The organism is Polymorphobacter fuscus, from assembly GCF_011927825.1.
Classification (GTDB): Bacteria; Pseudomonadota; Alphaproteobacteria; order Sphingomonadales; family Sphingomonadaceae; genus Sandarakinorhabdus; species Sandarakinorhabdus fusca.
Genome location: NZ_JAATJI010000001.1, coordinates 686,710 through 700,491 on the forward strand (window position 1 = coordinate 686,710; position 13,782 = coordinate 700,491).

Consider the following 13,782-nt stretch of genomic DNA (forward strand, 5'->3'; position numbering starts at 1 on the left):
TCAAGCCTCATGTGGCGCGGGCCGTGCTCAGCGGGGCGTCGACCAGCTCGGCCACCTTGCCGCGCGGATCGCTCTTGATCACCACGCGCAGGTTGCGGAAGGGCGCGCCCTTCACGAAGGTATTGATGATGTCGACATTGTCGAGGTCGACATATTGCGCGTCCGACATGTCGACAAGCACGGTCCGGTCGTTCGGCACGCGTTCGAACGCGGCCTGCAACTGGACCTTGTGGATGAAGTAGAGGTTGCGTTTGGCACGCACCATCACCGCATCGCCGTTCTCGACATAGGTGATGACGTCGGCGGTGCTCCGCCAGATCACGATCGCCAGGCCGATCAGGATACCGATGACGATACCGATCAGCAGGTCGGTCAGCAGGATCGCCACAACAGTTGCGACGAACGGGATGAACTGGGTCATCCCCTGCTTCCAGCGCTCGGTAAAAAGCTTGGGCTTGGCCAGCTTGTAGCCGGTGGCGATCAGCACGGCGGCGAGCGCCGACAGCGGAATGAGGTTGAGCACGAACGGGATCAACGCGATGCTCAACAGCAGCCAGATCGAGTGGAGAATGGTCGACAGTCGCGACTGGGCGCCGGCCTCGACGTTCGCCGAGCTGCGGACGATCACCGAAGTGACCGGAATGCCGCCGATAAGGCCCGACACCAAATTGCCGGCGCCTTGCGCCAGCAGTTCGCGGTTCTTGTCGGTCACCCGGCGTTCGGGGTCGAGCTCGTCGACCGCCTTGACGCTGAGCAGCGATTCCAGGCTCGCCACGATCGCCACCGTCAACGCCACCGTCCAGACGGTGCCGTTGCCGATACTGGCGAATTCCGGCAGGCGGAACAGGGCAAAAAACGCTGCCGGCGATTCCGAAATCGGAACCCGCACAAGGTGCGACGGCGCCACGGCCAGTTCCGGCATCACAGCCTGGAAGAAGGTGTTGGCGCCGATCCCGAACGCCACGACGACCAGCGGCCCCGGCAACAGCCGCAACGGACCTTCCTTGGGACGCGCCTTGTCCCACCAGAACAGAAACGCCAGGCTGATCGCCGCGATCAGCGCTGCACCCCAGACGATGTTATCGCGCAGGATGTCGAACAAGACGGTCAAGGTGTTCGATCCGTCGCGCTGCCAGAAGGTGAAGCTGCCTTCCGGGTCGCCGTCATAGCCGACGGCGTGCGGCAATTGCTTCAAGATCAGGATCAGGCCGATCGCCGCCAGCATGCCGGTAATTACCGATGACGGGACGAACTCCGCCAGCACCCCGCCCTTGGTGAGCGAGAAGCCGATCTGAAAAATCCCGGCAAGGACGACCGCAAGCAGGAATGTCTCGTACGAAGGCAGCGATTCGATCGCCGTGAACACGATCGCGGTCAGCCCGGCCGCGGGGCCGCTGACCGATAGTGGCGATTTGCTCAGCAAGCCGACGACGACGCCGCCGACCACGCCGGCGATAAGACCGGCGAACAGCGGCGCGCCCGATGCCAGCGCCACCCCCAGGCACAATGGCAGCGCCACCAGCGCAACGACGATCGATGCCGGCAGATCCGTCCGCCAACTCGAGAACGGTCCCTTGCGCGCCGCGGCGTGACCGCCGACGGCCGTCTGATCTGACATCGATGGCCCTTTGTGAATTCCGTCGCTTCCTAAACCATCTGTAATGAACGACACAATGCAAAATGCGAAATCCTCGCAGCACTTCGGCCATCCGGGCGGCGCCGCCTTCGGGCGCCCCTTGCCTTGCCACCATCGCCAATGACACAAGCAGGTCGTCCCGCCCGATCGGAGTCCGCATGCGTCCCTTGTTCGTTGCTGCCCTGCTCGCCACCCCGGCGTTCGCCCAGGATGTCGTTCTGCCGGCCGCCATCACTGCCGAAGGCATCCCCGCCATCCCGGCCGCACTGGCGGCGCAGATCCGTCCCTATCTCGAATATCGCTCGGCGCAATTCCAGGATTGGGATCCGCAGAGCCGCGCCATGCTTGTCACCACCCGCTTCGGCGGCGCCGCGCAGGTGCACCGCGTCAGCGCCCCCGGCAGCGACCGCGCCCAGCTCAGCTTCGAAGGCGAACCCATTGCGTCGGCGCGCTTTTCGCCCGACGGCAAGACGATCCTCGTCACCAAGGATGTCGGCGGCGGCGAATTCTTCCAGCTCTACACGCTCGCCGAAGGCCGGCTGACGCTGCTGACCGACGGCAAGAGCCGCAACACCGGCGCCACCTGGTCGCGTGACGGCCGGCGGGTCGGCTATACCTCCACCCGCCGCAACGGCGCCGATGGCGATCTCTGGCTCATCGACCCGGCCGATCCGAAATCGGATCGCATGGTGGCGCAGATGCAGGGCGGCGGCTGGTCGTTCGCGGACTTCCATCCCGACGGCAAGACGGCGCTGGTCAGCAAGCGCAGCTCGATCGAACGGTCGGACCTTTACGCGATCGACCTGGCCAGCGGCCGGCTCACCCCGCTGACACCGGCCAATGCGACAGCCAGTTACCAGAATGCCCGCTACGCGCCCGATGGCACCATTTATGTCACATCCGACGTCAACAGCGACGTCCAGCGGCTCGGCACGCTCGACGCCCGCCGCGGCTTCCGTCCGCTCGGCACCGCCACGCCGAAATGGGATGTCGAGGACTTCGACCTTGCCCCCGATGCCAGCTTCATCGCCGCTGTCAGCAACGAAGCCGGCAGCAGTGTCCTGCGCCTGATCGCGCCAGCGACCGGCGCCGTGCTGGGCACGGCGAAGCTGCCCGCCGGTGTCATCACCGGCCTCAAGGTCGCCCCCTGGGGCAGCATCGGCTTCTCGCTGGCCAGCGCCACCTCGCCCGCAGACGCCTGGAGCCTCGATCCCAATAGCCTCGCGACCACGCGCTGGACGATGAGCGAAACCGGCGGGCTCGACGCATCGAAAAACCGCGAGCCGGAACTGATCACCGTCAAATCCTTCGACGGCCTGCCGGTCTCCGGCTTTCTCTACAGCCCCGATCCGGCACGTTTTCCCGGCAAGCGGCCGCTGATCATCGATATCCACGGCGGCCCCGAAAGCCAGACCCGCCCCGGCTATCTCGGCCGCACCAATTACCTCATCAACGAAAAGGGCATTGCCGTCTTCTACCCCAATGTCCGGGGCTCGTCGGGCTATGGCAAGCGCTTCGCCGGCCTCGACAACGGCCCTTCCAAGCGCGAAGACAGCGTCAAGGACATCGGCGCGTTCCTCGACGCCTTGACCGCCCGGCCCGACATCGATGCCACCAGGGTCGCCGAAACCGGCGGCAGCTATGGCGGCTACATGTGCTATGCGACCGCCATCAAATATGGGGACCGGCTGAAAGGCGCGATCTGCGCGCGGCCGATATCGAACTTCGTCACCCTGCTCGAAAACACCGAAAGCTATCGCCGTGAACTTCGCCGTGTCGAATATGGGGATGAACGCGTGCCGGCCCAGCGCGCCAAGCTGATGGCGATCTCGCCGCTTACCCATGTCAAGGACATCAAGATCCCGCTGGTCGTCGTCACCGGGTCGAACGACCCGCGGGTCAAGCCATCGGAATCGATCCAGATGGTCGATGCGGTGCGGGCGGGCGGCGGCCAGGCCTGGCATCTGATCGCCGCCAACGAAGGCCATGGCTATCAGAAGAAGGAAAACCAGGATTACGAGTTCCTGACCCGGCTGGTCTTCTGGGACCGGACCTTGCTCAAATAGCGCCGGTATCGACGCTGCCCTTGCCGGCAGGCCTGGATGGCGGCACAGCAATGGCATGGACGCTCGCCCTCCCCTCCAGGCCGTCATCGTGCCGGTCACGACATTGCAGCAGAATTGCACCCTGCTCTGGTGCACCCGAACCATGCGCGGCGCGTTCACCGACCCCGGGGGCGACATCGACCGGCTGATGGCGGTCGCTAACAAGCAGGGCGTGACAGTCGAAAAGCTGCTCATCACCCACGGCCATATCGACCATTGCGGTCTCGCCGGTGTCCTTGCCGAAAAACTGGGTGTCCCGATCGAAGGCCCCCACCCCGCCGACAAGTTCTGGATCGACCAGGCGCCGCAGAATGGCGCAAAATATGGCCTGCCCGGCGCCACCGCCTTCACGCCCGATCGCTGGCTTTTCGATGGCGACCAGGTAACGGTCGGCGATTTGACCCTCGACGTCTATCACTGCCCCGGCCACACCCCGGGCCATGTCGTCTTCCACCACGGCGCGTCGAACCTCGCCATCGTCGGTGACGTGCTTTTCCAGGGCAGCATCGGCCGCACCGATTTTCCCCGTGGCAACCATCAAGACCTGATCAGCGCGATCACCACCAAGCTATGGCCGCTGGGCGACGCCACCGCCTTCGTCCCCGGCCATGGTCCCATGTCGACCTTCGCCGCCGAACGCCGCCACAACCCCTATGTGGCGGACGCCGTGCTGCGCTGACCGGGCGCTATTTCAGCCCTTCCAGCCAGTCGATCACCAGCGTCTCCAGCCGCAACCGCGCGTCCGACCAGCTATGGTCGGTCGCCACATGCGCCGCGGTCACCCTGGCGCCACCGGCCGCCTGGATTGCCGACACCAGCGATGCGCTTCCCGGCGCCAGCCCGTCGTCGGAGGTCAGCACCAGCATCGGCAGCGCCTTCAACCCCGCCACGCCGGCGGCCGCCCGATTGGCGGCGGCGCCGCTGATCAACTCGTCTGCCATCATTTCGGGGCTCGTCCCCGCCAGTGTCTCGCTGTTCATCGCGGCCTGGGCGATCAACTGCCCCCGCGGCGCGCCGCCGATCAGCCCCAGGTCGGCAAGCGAGATCGTGATCGCGCCGGCCAGCGCCGGGTCTTTCGCGGCGGTAATCGCCGTGGCCCAGCCGCCCATGCTGTGTCCCGCCAAAACGATCCGCTTCGAATCGACGCCAAGCCGGTCCGCCACGGCCGGACGCCGCAAATAGGCCACCACCGCCGTCAGGTCCTGCGGCACCTGGGCGAATTGGAATGCGCCGGGGCTTCCCCAGCTGCCGCGATAGTTGAACGTCACGGCGTTCCACCCGGCACGCCGCACCGCCTGCGCCAGGTCGAGGTTCTTCTCATTTCCGGGCCAGCCATGGGCGATGACCAGGGTCGGGTGCGGCCCCTTGCCGGCCGCCAGATAGGCAACGCCGTTGATCGCCACATCGCCCGACGGCACATGCAGCACCTCCATCCGCGCCGGATGCGCCACATCGCGCGGCGGATCGGTGTGGAGGGCCGCCGGCGGCCGCGCCGCAGCCGGGACGGCAATCAGCAATGCCAGCAGCCAAAATCGCATCGTCCCGCCCTTTCGCCCGCCAATTCCGTCTAGCGGACCCCAGGCGTGCGCGATAGTCTCGCGCCGATCTTCAGGGGGAAATGCGTGACAATGAACAACGAGCTGCCGCCGATTTCTCAGGCCATGATCGCCATGTACGACCATTTCACCCATGTCGGCGGCAGCCGGCGCGATCTCATCACCGGCATGGCGCGCCTGGCCGGCGGCACGGCGGCTGCGCTCGCCCTGCTGCCGCTCATCGAAGCCCGCGCCGACGCCCGGGCGCTGACCAGCGAGGCCGACCCGCGCATCACTGCCGAGCGGATCGTCTTCACCCTGAAAAACGGCGTCCGCATGGCCGGCTATATCGCCCGGCCGACGCGCGGCGGCACCCGCGCCCCCCGCGCGATCGTCATCCACGAAAATCGCGGTCTGACCGACCATATCCGTGACGTCACTCGCCGCCTGGCCCTGTCCGGCATTGTCGCACTGGCACCCGATTTCCTCACCCCCCTTGGCGAAACGCCGCGCACCGGCAACGGCACCACCAGCGCCGATGATATCGCCCGCCAGCTGATCGGCACGCTCGACCCGGCTCAGACGGTCACCAACGCCGTCAATACGGTCAAATGGCTCGACGATTATTCGGACGGCAATGGCGTGCCCGGCGCCGTCGGCTTCTGCTGGGGCGGCGGGCTGGTCAACAATCTCGCCATCGCCGCCGGACCGGCCCTGCGTGTCGGGGTTGCCTATTATGGCCCGGCACCCGCCGACCTGTCCGGCGCGGCGCGGGTCAAGGCGCGAATGATGCTGCATTTCGCCGGCCTCGACGAGCGCATCAACGCCGGCGCCGCCGCCTGGGCCGACGCGCTCAAGGCGGCCGGGGTGAAGGTGGAGGCCTTTACCTACCCGGGTGTCAACCATGCCTTCAACAACGACACCTCGGCCGCCCGCTTCGACCAGGCAGCGGCCGATCTGGCCTGGGGCCGAACCCTGGAGGCGTTGAAGCAGCGCTGAAGACAGCAACGACAAGGCCTGCCTTGCGTTTTGGATATTGTCTGCAATTGCAGATTGTCCTAACGCATCGTCATGGCCACCGCCGCACCCCTGCCGCCGCTGCCGTCCCTGGCCGCCGGGCCATGCACCGCCGCCCGGGTGCGCCGCCTGTCGCGTCGGATCACCCAGATCTACGATGAAGGCCTGGCTGCCTATGGCCTCACCATCGGACAATATGGCGTCCTCGCCAGCCTCAGTCGCCGCGAAGGGATTGGCGTCGGCATCCTCGCGGACCGGCTCTCGGCCGATGCCTCGACAGTGTCACGTCTGCTCAAGCCGCTTCAGGCCGCCGGCTATCTGGTTCTCGACCCCGATCCCGACGATCGCCGCGCCAAGCGCATTCGCCTGACCGACGCCGGCGCCGACAAGCGTCGTACCGCCGCGCAGGGCTGGCATGCCGCTCAGCGCCAGGTTCAGGACGCGCTCGGCGACGGCCGTCTTGCCACCCTGCATTTCATTCTCGACGAGACCTACAGCCATCTTTGACCAACGAGGACCCTTGCATGTTTCGTAGCCTGTTGATTGCAATTGCAGCCATCTCCGCAAGCGCAGCCGCCGCCGCACCGGTCGCCGGCACCGCCACGCTGGCAGCGCCGGCCGCGGCCGAGCGCGTCACCACGGCGCGCGGCTTGTGGCAGTGCACGGGGACCAGCTGCGCCGGCACCGCCGACAGCGTCGTCAACACTGCGGTCGGACTTTGCACCACCCTCGCCGATCGCGCCGGCCGGGTGAGTGCCTTCAGCGCCGGCGACGCCGCCTTCGGCGAGGCCGAACTGGCGCGGTGCAACCGTCACCTGAAATCCTGACCATGCCGTCGATCGCCCCTGACGACCTGGCCGGCCACACGGGTCTCGAACGCATCCAGGGCATGGCCGATGGCCGCTTTCCGGGCGCCCCGATCGGCCGGCTGATGGCGATGCGTGTCGGTGGCGCCGGCGAGGGCTGGGTGACGTTCACCGGCCATCCCGGCCCCGAACATTACAACCCGATCGGCAGTGTCCACGGCGGCTATGCGGCGACACTGCTCGACAGTTGCATGGGGTGCGCCATCCACACGCGGCTGCCGGCGGGCACCGGCTACACGACCATCGATCTCAACATCACCTATATCCGCGCCATGACGACGGCGACGGGCGAGGTCACGGCCCGCGGCGAGGTGCTCTCCGCTGGCCGCCGCGTTGCCACCGCGCGCGGCACCCTGACCGACAGCGAAGGCCGGCTGATCGCCACCGGGACCACGACCTGCCTCGTCTTCCCGCTGTCGCCGCCGGCGCCGCAATGACCGGCGCTGCCATCATCATCGGCGCCGGAGACGCCACCGGCGGCGCCATCGCCGCCGCCTTTGCGCGCGACGGTCTTACCGCCGTCCCCGTCCGCCGCAATGCCGACGCACTTGCCCCGCTTGCCGAGCGCATCCTTGCCGCCGGCCACGCCTGTGTGCCGATCGGCACCGATGCGCGCGACGAAGCCAAGATGGTGGCGCTGTTCGACCGGGTCGAAGCCGACATCGGTCCGGTCGAGGTGGCCGTCTTCAACATCGGGGCCAATTCGCCCATGTCGATCCTGGAGGAGACCGAACGCCGCTACCGCAAGATCTGGGAGCTGTGCGCGCTCGGCGGTTTTCTGATGGGGCGCGAGGCGGCGCGGCGCATGGTGCCGCGCGGGCGTGGCACCATCCTGTTCACCGGCGCCACCGCCGCCGTGCGGGGCGGCGCCGGCTTCGCCGCCTTTGCCGGCGGCAAACACGCGCTGCGTGCCCTGGCACAAAGCATGGCACGCGAACTCGGGCCGCGCGGGCTCCATGTCGGCCATGTCGTCATCGCTGGCGCCATCGACACCGAATTCATCCGCAGCCAGTTCCCCGAACGCTATGCGCGAAAGGCCGAGGCCGGCATCCTCGATCCCGATCACATCGCCGCCAACTATGTCATGCTCCACCACCAGCCGCGCGACGCCTGGACGCACGAACTCGACCTGCGGCCCTGGGTGGAACCCTTCTGAAAGGCGTCAAGCCATGCCGAAGACGATCACGTTTCTGTTCGATGTCGGTTCGCCGACGACGTATCTCGCCCATCGCCGCCTGCCCGCCATCGTCGCGCGCACCGGCGCCGTCGTCGATTACATCCCCGTGCTGCTCGGCGGCATCTTCAAGGCGACCGGAAACGCCGCCCCCGGACTCGTTGCGGCACGCGGGCGCTACATGAACACCGACATGGCGCGCTGCGCCGCCCGCGACGGCATCACCTTCGCGATGAACCCCGACTTCCCGATCAACACCATCACCATGATGCGCATGCTCACCGGAACCCGCGGCACGCGCGATTTCGCGCCGCTCGCCGAGGTCCTGTTCTCGGGCATGTGGGAACATCCCCGCAACCTTGGTGATGCCGCCGTGCTCACCGCGACGCTGATCGGCGCCGGGCTCGATCCCGATGTCCATTTCGCCCGTGCCAATGATCCGGCGGTGAAGGCGGCGCTGATCGATGCCACCGACGAGGCCGTCCGCCGCGGCGTCTTTGGTGCGCCGACCTTCTTCGTCGGCGCCGAGATGTTCTTCGGCCAGGATCGCCTCGACTGGGTCGAAGCCGCGCTGTAACCCGCGTCGCGCGCATTACAGCGCGGCACAAAAAAGGCCCGGCGGATTGCTCCGCCGGGCCGCGTCATCTCCGTCCGGGCCGCTGGATCAGCGGCGATCGCCCATGAAGGCGAGCAGGAACTGGAACAGGTTGATGAAGTTCAGATACATCGTCAGCGCGCCCATCACCGCGGCCTTGCCGATGAACGACGAACCCTGGAGTTCGAAGTACATGTTCTTCAGCCGCTGCGTGTCATAGGCGGTCAGACCGGCAAAGATCAGCACCCCGAGGATGTTGATGCCCAGCTGCAGCGCCGACGACTGGAAGAAGAAGTTGGCGAGCATGGCGAGCAGGATGCCGATCAGGCCCATGATCAGGAACTTGCCGAACGCCGACAGGTCCCGCTTCGTCGTGTAGCCATACAGGCTGAGCGCACCGTAACCGGCGGCCGTGACGAAGAAGGTCTGGGCAATCGACGCGCCGGTATACTGCAGGAAGATCACCGACATCGACACGCCCATCAGGCCGGCAAAGCCCCAGAAGCACGCCTTGAGCTGCCCTTCCGACAGCTTGTTGATGCCGAAGTTCATCACCAGGATCAGCGCCAGCGGCGACAGCATGGCGACCCAGCCGAGAATGGTCGGGCCCCAGCGGCCGGTTTCGGCATTCTGCGCGAAAAAGGTCGCCAGCAATGCCGGATTGGTCGCGACGAGCAACGCCACGACGCCAGTGAGCAACACGCCCGACGCCATGTAGTTGTAGATCGAAATCATGTACGAACGCAGGCCCTCGTCATAGCCTGCCTCGGCGCCGGCAACGGGCCGGGCGCTGGCAAAACGGGGGTCGACCGGGTTGGCCATTTAATCCTCCTGTCCGGCACAATCGCCGGGGTCAGCGTCTATATTGTCGATTGGCGCGAAAAATTCAATGGGGGCGCATTACGCGAAAGTCATTAACCCGGCGGTCAAAGGTCGCGCAAAACCGCATTCGGTCGCGCCGAAAGCGCCCGCCACGACCCCGCCAGCCCCAGCAGCACGGTCACCAGACCGCCGGTCAGCACCGTCGCCACCACCGGGCCCCATTCGGGCTGCCATTCGAGCTTGAAGACCTGGGTGATGACATACCAGCCGGCGCCTGCCCCCAACAACAACGCCAACCCCGACACGACCAGCGCCAGCAGCCCATATTCGGCCAGCGTCGCCCGCGCCACCTGCCCGCGGGTGGCGCCGAGCAACTTGAGCAGAACCGAATCATAGGTGCGCGCTCGCGCGCCTGCTGCCAGCGCGCCGATCAGCACGGCGATGCCGGCCGCCACCGTCACCCCTGCGGCGGCGCGAATGGCAGCCGAAAGCTGCCCGAGCAGTTCGGCCACCTGCCCCAGCACGTCCTTGACGCGCACCACCGACGCGGTCGGAAATTGCGCCGCCAACGCCGACTGGATCCCGCGTTCCTGCGCCGGCGTGACCGCCAGCGTCGCCATCCAGCCATGCGGCGCTGCCTCCAGGCTGCCGGGTGCGAACAATATGGCGAAGTTGAAGCCGAGCGACTGCCAGTCGATCTTGCGCGTGCTGGCAATCTTCGCCGTCAGTTCGACCCCCAGCACCGATACGGTGATGCTGTCACCGATTTTCAGCCCCAGCGCCCTGGCGGCATCGTCGTCGATCGAAATCAGCGGCGGCCCGGCATAGTCACGCGGCCACCATGTGCCGCTGACCAGTTCATTGTTCGGCGGAAAATCCGCAGCATAGCTCAGCCCACGGTCGCCGCGCAGGATCCAGGCATCGGGCCCGGCGTCGATCTGGCTGGCCGGCACGCCGTTCACCGCGGTCACCGGGCCACGCAGGCTCGGCACCACCGTCATCGCCGCACCCGGCGCCTGCTGCGCCACCATCGCCTCGAAGCCAGCGCGCCCATCATTGGGAATGTCGATGACGAAAAAGGTCGGCGCCTTGTCCGGCAGCGTGCGGCTGATCTGGCCGGTGAAGTTGGTCTCGATCACCGCCAGCGTCGCGAACAACGTCAGCCCCAGGCCGAGCGCGACGATCAGCTGGCGGGTCGGCGCCCCCGGCCGATGCAGATTGCCCAGCGCCAGCCGCGCAAGCGTGCCCCGCGGCCGCGGCACTCGCGCCGCCGTCCAGCGTACCAGCCCGGCAAGCGCCCACAACAGCCCGATCAGCGCAAGCGCCGCCCCCACAAAGCCCAGCACGAACAGCCGGTCGGTGGCATTGGCGACGGTGATGCCGACGATCGCCAGCCCGGCGCCGACGATCGCGGCGATCATCCCCGGCGTCGGCCGATCGCGCCGCTCGGTCAGGCTGCGAAACAGCCGCGCCGCCGGCATCCGCGCCGCCTGCGCCAGCGGCCACAGCGCGAACGCCAGCGCGATCAGCACGCCATAGGCCGCCGCTGTCGCCAGCGCGCCCCATTGCGGCGTCAGCACCGGTGGCACCGGCAGGCTCGCCGCCGCCAGCCGCGCCACGATCCACGGCGTCGCCGCACCGATCGCCAGCCCGATCGCCACCGCGCCCAGCGCAACCAGCCCGATCTGCCACAAATAGATCGCCCGGATCGTCGCCGTATCGGCCCCCAGCGTCTTCAACGTCGCGATGGTCCGCGTCTTGGCGCCCAGATAGGCGCTCACCCCGCCGGCAACGCCCACGCCCGCCACCACCAGCGCGGTCAATCCGACGAGTGTCAGGAACTGGCCCAGCCGGTCGACGAAACGCCGGGTCGACGGTGCGCCGTTGCTGCTGTCGCGAAACTGGAAACCCGCATCGGGCGCTTCGGCCTCCAGCCGCTTTGCCACCGCGACGGCATCGGCGCGCGGCGGCAGCTTGATCCGGTACAGGCTGCGGAACTGGGCACCGGGTTGCAACAGCCCCGTCGCTTCCACGTCATCGCGCGCCATCAGCACGCCCGGGCCAAAGCCAAAGCCCTCGCCTGCCGCATCGGGCTCCTCGGCGACCACCCCGGCGACGCGCAGCCGCGCTTCGCCGATCATCAGCGTATCGCCGGTCTTCAGGCCCAACCGTTCGGCCAGCGCCGGCGCCACCACCGCGGTCCCGGGTGCGATGCAGCCCGCGCGGCACGACGGCCCGTCGACCCTGCGAAAATTCCCGTACAGCGGCCAGCGGGCATCGACGGCCTTGACCTCGGCGAGCAGGCGATCCGCACCATCGGCGGTCCCGGCCATTGCGCGCAGCCGCACGACATTCGACACCACGCCTTCGCGGTCGAAGCGTGCCCGCTCGTCACCACTGGCGAAGCGGCTCGACAGCCGCGCCTCGACGTCGCCGCCCAGCAGCAACTGGCCGCGTTCGGCCAGCCCGGCGTTGATCGCCGACGCGAGGCTGCCGACTCCTGCCAGCGCGGCAACCCCCAGGATCAGGCAGACGGCCAGCAGGCGCAGCCCGGTCAGGCCGCCACGCAGTTCCCGCAGGGCAAGGCGCAGGGGCAGGTTCAACCGAACACCTCGTCCAGAAAATCGGTCATCGCCCGCCATGACCGCCGGTCTGCATCAGGGTGATAGAACATGCCGGCGGCGCGATTGTTGAGGCCCGGGGCGGTGAAAGCATGGCCGGTCTGGCCATAGGCGTGAATCTGCCAATCAGCGCCGGCCGCTTCCAGTTCATGCGCCAGCGCCACGGTCGCATCCGGCGGGCAGACCGGATCCGTCCAGCCGTGCAGCACCAGCACCTTGGCGGTGATCGGCGCCTGTGCCCCGATCGTCGGCGGCGAATAGGACCCATGAAAACTCACCGCGCCCCGGACCCGCGGGTCGGCCGACCGCGCTGCATCGAGCGCACATAGACCGCCGAAGCAATAGCCCATCACCGCTATGCGGTCTGGATCCACCGCGGGATGCGCCGCCGCTGCCGCAACCGCCGCCAGAATGCGTGTGCGCAACCCGGCACGATCCACCATCCACGGGTCCATCAGCGCGCTATTGTCTCCGAAGACTTCGCCGCGCACGCCGGCGCCATAGATGTCCGCCGCAATCGCCGCATAGCCCTGCGCCGCCAGCCGTTCCGCGGCGGCGACTTCATGCGGCCCCTGCCCGGCCCAATTGTGAAAGATCACCACCGCCGGGTGCGGCCCGGTGCCGGACGGCAGCGCTACATGGCCCTCGCACAGCGCATCGCCATCGGTGTAGTGTAACGCTGGCATTGCAGGTCCTCCCTATTCGGCCACGGCATTCAGCTCAGCATGCCGCCGGTCGCTGATGATATGGCCGTCCTTCATTTCGATGACACGGTCGCATTGCGCCGCCAGCCCCGCGTCATGGGTGATCAGCACCAGCGTCGCGCCGGTTTCGCGCAGCCGGTAGAACAGCAGCGCCACCACGGCTTCTCCCGTCGCCTCGTCGAGGTTGCCGGTCGGCTCATCGGCAAAGATCAGCGCCGGCCGCGCCGCGATCGCGCGCGCCAGCCCGACCCGCTGCTGTTCGCCGCCGGACAATTGCGTCGGATAATGATCCAGCCGATGGCCGAGACCGACCGCTTCCAGCTCGGCCTTTGCCTTGGCCTGCGGTTCGGCGATCCCGGCGAGTTCGAGCGGTACGGCGACATTTTCGACCGCGGTCATCGTCGGGATCAGATGGAACGCCTGCAACACGATGCCGATGCGCCCGCGTCGCGCCCGCGCCAGCCCATCCTCGTCCAGTGCCGAAAAATCGGCGCCGGCGACCATCACCTGCCCCGACGACGCCTTCTCCAGGCCGGCGAGAACCGCCATCAGCGACGACTTGCCCGATCCCGACGGGCCCAGGATCGCCAGCCGCTCTCCGGCGCCGACCGCAAGGCTGACGCCGCGCAAAACCTCGACTGCGGCACTGCCGCTGCCGAAGCGCAGGGTGACATCGCGGGCATCGATAACGATATTGGCTGGCATGA

General features: G+C 67.5%; 14 protein-coding genes. 8 read left to right on the plus strand and 6 right to left on the minus strand.

Annotation, left to right across the window (positions count from 1 at the left end):
* Window positions 1-7 precede the first annotated feature (7 nt).
* Window positions 8-1,618: a SulP family inorganic anion transporter gene (locus GGQ62_RS03300; RefSeq protein WP_152576507.1), complete on the minus strand. Its 1,611-nt coding sequence runs from the start codon at window positions 1,616-1,618 to the stop codon at window positions 8-10.
* Between the two features lie 176 nt (window positions 1,619-1,794).
* On the opposite strand from GGQ62_RS03300, the gene GGQ62_RS03305 reads away from it, so the two are divergent.
* Window positions 1,795-3,702, plus strand: coding sequence for a S9 family peptidase (locus GGQ62_RS03305; RefSeq protein ID WP_152576506.1), 1,908 nt, complete (start codon window positions 1,795-1,797; stop codon window positions 3,700-3,702).
* 55 nt (window positions 3,703-3,757) lie between these two features.
* Window positions 3,758-4,420, plus strand: coding sequence for an MBL fold metallo-hydrolase (locus GGQ62_RS03310; protein WP_152576505.1), 663 nt, complete (start codon window positions 3,758-3,760; stop codon window positions 4,418-4,420).
* Window positions 4,421-4,427: 7 nt separating this feature from the next.
* Here the strand turns inward: GGQ62_RS03310 and GGQ62_RS03315 are convergent, their stop codons facing one another.
* A complete protein-coding gene (locus GGQ62_RS03315) occupies window positions 4,428-5,279 on the minus strand; it encodes an alpha/beta hydrolase family protein (RefSeq protein WP_153401060.1) in 852 nt (283 codons plus the stop codon).
* Window positions 5,280-5,369: 90 nt separating this feature from the next.
* Between GGQ62_RS03315 and GGQ62_RS03320 the strand changes: the two genes are divergently transcribed.
* The 6 genes from GGQ62_RS03320 (at window position 5,370) to GGQ62_RS03345 (ending at window position 8,910) form a co-directional block, all read left to right on the plus strand.
* A complete protein-coding gene (locus GGQ62_RS03320; protein WP_152577042.1) occupies window positions 5,370-6,275 on the plus strand; it encodes a dienelactone hydrolase family protein in 906 nt (301 codons plus the stop codon).
* Between the two features lie 72 nt (window positions 6,276-6,347).
* Window positions 6,348-6,800, plus strand: a complete 453-nt coding sequence (locus GGQ62_RS03325) for a MarR family winged helix-turn-helix transcriptional regulator (protein WP_152576504.1) — start codon at window positions 6,348-6,350, stop codon at window positions 6,798-6,800.
* A gap of 32 nt (window positions 6,801-6,832) precedes the next feature.
* Complete coding sequence (locus GGQ62_RS03330; protein ID WP_152576503.1) at window positions 6,833-7,120, plus strand: DUF8200 family protein; 288 nt, start codon at window positions 6,833-6,835, stop codon at window positions 7,118-7,120.
* Window positions 7,121-7,122: 2 nt separating this feature from the next.
* Entirely contained in the window at window positions 7,123-7,596 is a 474-nt protein-coding gene (locus tag GGQ62_RS03335; RefSeq protein ID WP_152576502.1) for a PaaI family thioesterase, read from the plus strand.
* Entirely contained in the window at window positions 7,593-8,315 is a 723-nt protein-coding gene (locus GGQ62_RS03340) for an SDR family NAD(P)-dependent oxidoreductase (protein ID WP_152576501.1), read from the plus strand. The genes GGQ62_RS03335 and GGQ62_RS03340 overlap by 4 nt, the downstream gene beginning before the upstream one ends.
* Window positions 8,316-8,328: 13 nt before the next feature.
* Window positions 8,329-8,910 carry a 2-hydroxychromene-2-carboxylate isomerase gene (locus GGQ62_RS03345; RefSeq protein ID WP_152576500.1) on the plus strand — a complete coding sequence of 194 codons (582 nt, stop codon included), beginning with the start codon at window positions 8,329-8,331 and terminating at the stop codon, window positions 8,908-8,910.
* 87 nt (window positions 8,911-8,997) lie between these two features.
* On the opposite strand, the gene GGQ62_RS03350 is transcribed toward GGQ62_RS03345, so the two are convergent.
* The 4 genes from GGQ62_RS03350 to GGQ62_RS03365 form a co-directional block, all read right to left on the minus strand.
* Entirely contained in the window at window positions 8,998-9,750 is a 753-nt protein-coding gene (locus GGQ62_RS03350; RefSeq protein WP_152576499.1) for a Bax inhibitor-1/YccA family protein, read from the minus strand.
* A gap of 104 nt (window positions 9,751-9,854) precedes the next feature.
* Window positions 9,855-12,353: an ABC transporter permease gene (locus GGQ62_RS03355; RefSeq protein ID WP_243445968.1), complete on the minus strand. Its 2,499-nt coding sequence runs from the start codon at window positions 12,351-12,353 to the stop codon at window positions 9,855-9,857.
* On the minus strand, window positions 12,350-13,057 hold the full coding sequence (locus GGQ62_RS03360) for a dienelactone hydrolase family protein (RefSeq protein ID WP_152576497.1): 708 nt from the start codon (window positions 13,055-13,057) through the stop codon (window positions 12,350-12,352). The genes GGQ62_RS03355 and GGQ62_RS03360 overlap by 4 nt, the downstream gene beginning before the upstream one ends.
* 12 nt (window positions 13,058-13,069) lie before the next feature.
* Window positions 13,070-13,780, minus strand: a complete 711-nt coding sequence (locus tag GGQ62_RS03365) for an ABC transporter ATP-binding protein (RefSeq protein ID WP_152576496.1) — start codon at window positions 13,778-13,780, stop codon at window positions 13,070-13,072.
* Window positions 13,781-13,782: the final 2 nt, after the last annotated feature.

Excerpts from the sequence above, each read along its gene's own strand:
- GGQ62_RS03300 (WP_152576507.1), bottom strand. The coding sequence starts at position 1,618 with ATGTCAGATCAGACGGCCGTCGGCGGTCACGCCGCGGCGCGCAAGGGA.
- GGQ62_RS03340 (WP_152576501.1), top strand. The coding sequence starts at position 7,593 with ATGACCGGCGCTGCCATCATCATCGGCGCCGGAGACGCCACCGGCGGC.
- GGQ62_RS03320 (WP_152577042.1), top strand. The coding sequence starts at position 5,370 with ATGAACAACGAGCTGCCGCCGATTTCTCAGGCCATGATCGCCATGTAC.
- GGQ62_RS03325 (WP_152576504.1), top strand. The coding sequence starts at position 6,348 with ATGGCCACCGCCGCACCCCTGCCGCCGCTGCCGTCCCTGGCCGCCGGG.
- GGQ62_RS03335 (WP_152576502.1), top strand. The coding sequence starts at position 7,123 with ATGCCGTCGATCGCCCCTGACGACCTGGCCGGCCACACGGGTCTCGAA.
- GGQ62_RS03345 (WP_152576500.1), top strand. The coding sequence starts at position 8,329 with ATGCCGAAGACGATCACGTTTCTGTTCGATGTCGGTTCGCCGACGACG.
- GGQ62_RS03350 (WP_152576499.1), bottom strand. The coding sequence starts at position 9,750 with ATGGCCAACCCGGTCGACCCCCGTTTTGCCAGCGCCCGGCCCGTTGCC.
- GGQ62_RS03315 (WP_153401060.1), bottom strand. The coding sequence starts at position 5,279 with ATGCGATTTTGGCTGCTGGCATTGCTGATTGCCGTCCCGGCTGCGGCG.
- GGQ62_RS03310 (WP_152576505.1), top strand. The coding sequence starts at position 3,758 with ATGGACGCTCGCCCTCCCCTCCAGGCCGTCATCGTGCCGGTCACGACA.
- GGQ62_RS03360 (WP_152576497.1), bottom strand. The coding sequence starts at position 13,057 with ATGCCAGCGTTACACTACACCGATGGCGATGCGCTGTGCGAGGGCCAT.
- GGQ62_RS03365 (WP_152576496.1), bottom strand. The coding sequence starts at position 13,780 with ATGCCAGCCAATATCGTTATCGATGCCCGCGATGTCACCCTGCGCTTC.
- GGQ62_RS03305 (WP_152576506.1), top strand. The coding sequence starts at position 1,795 with ATGCGTCCCTTGTTCGTTGCTGCCCTGCTCGCCACCCCGGCGTTCGCC.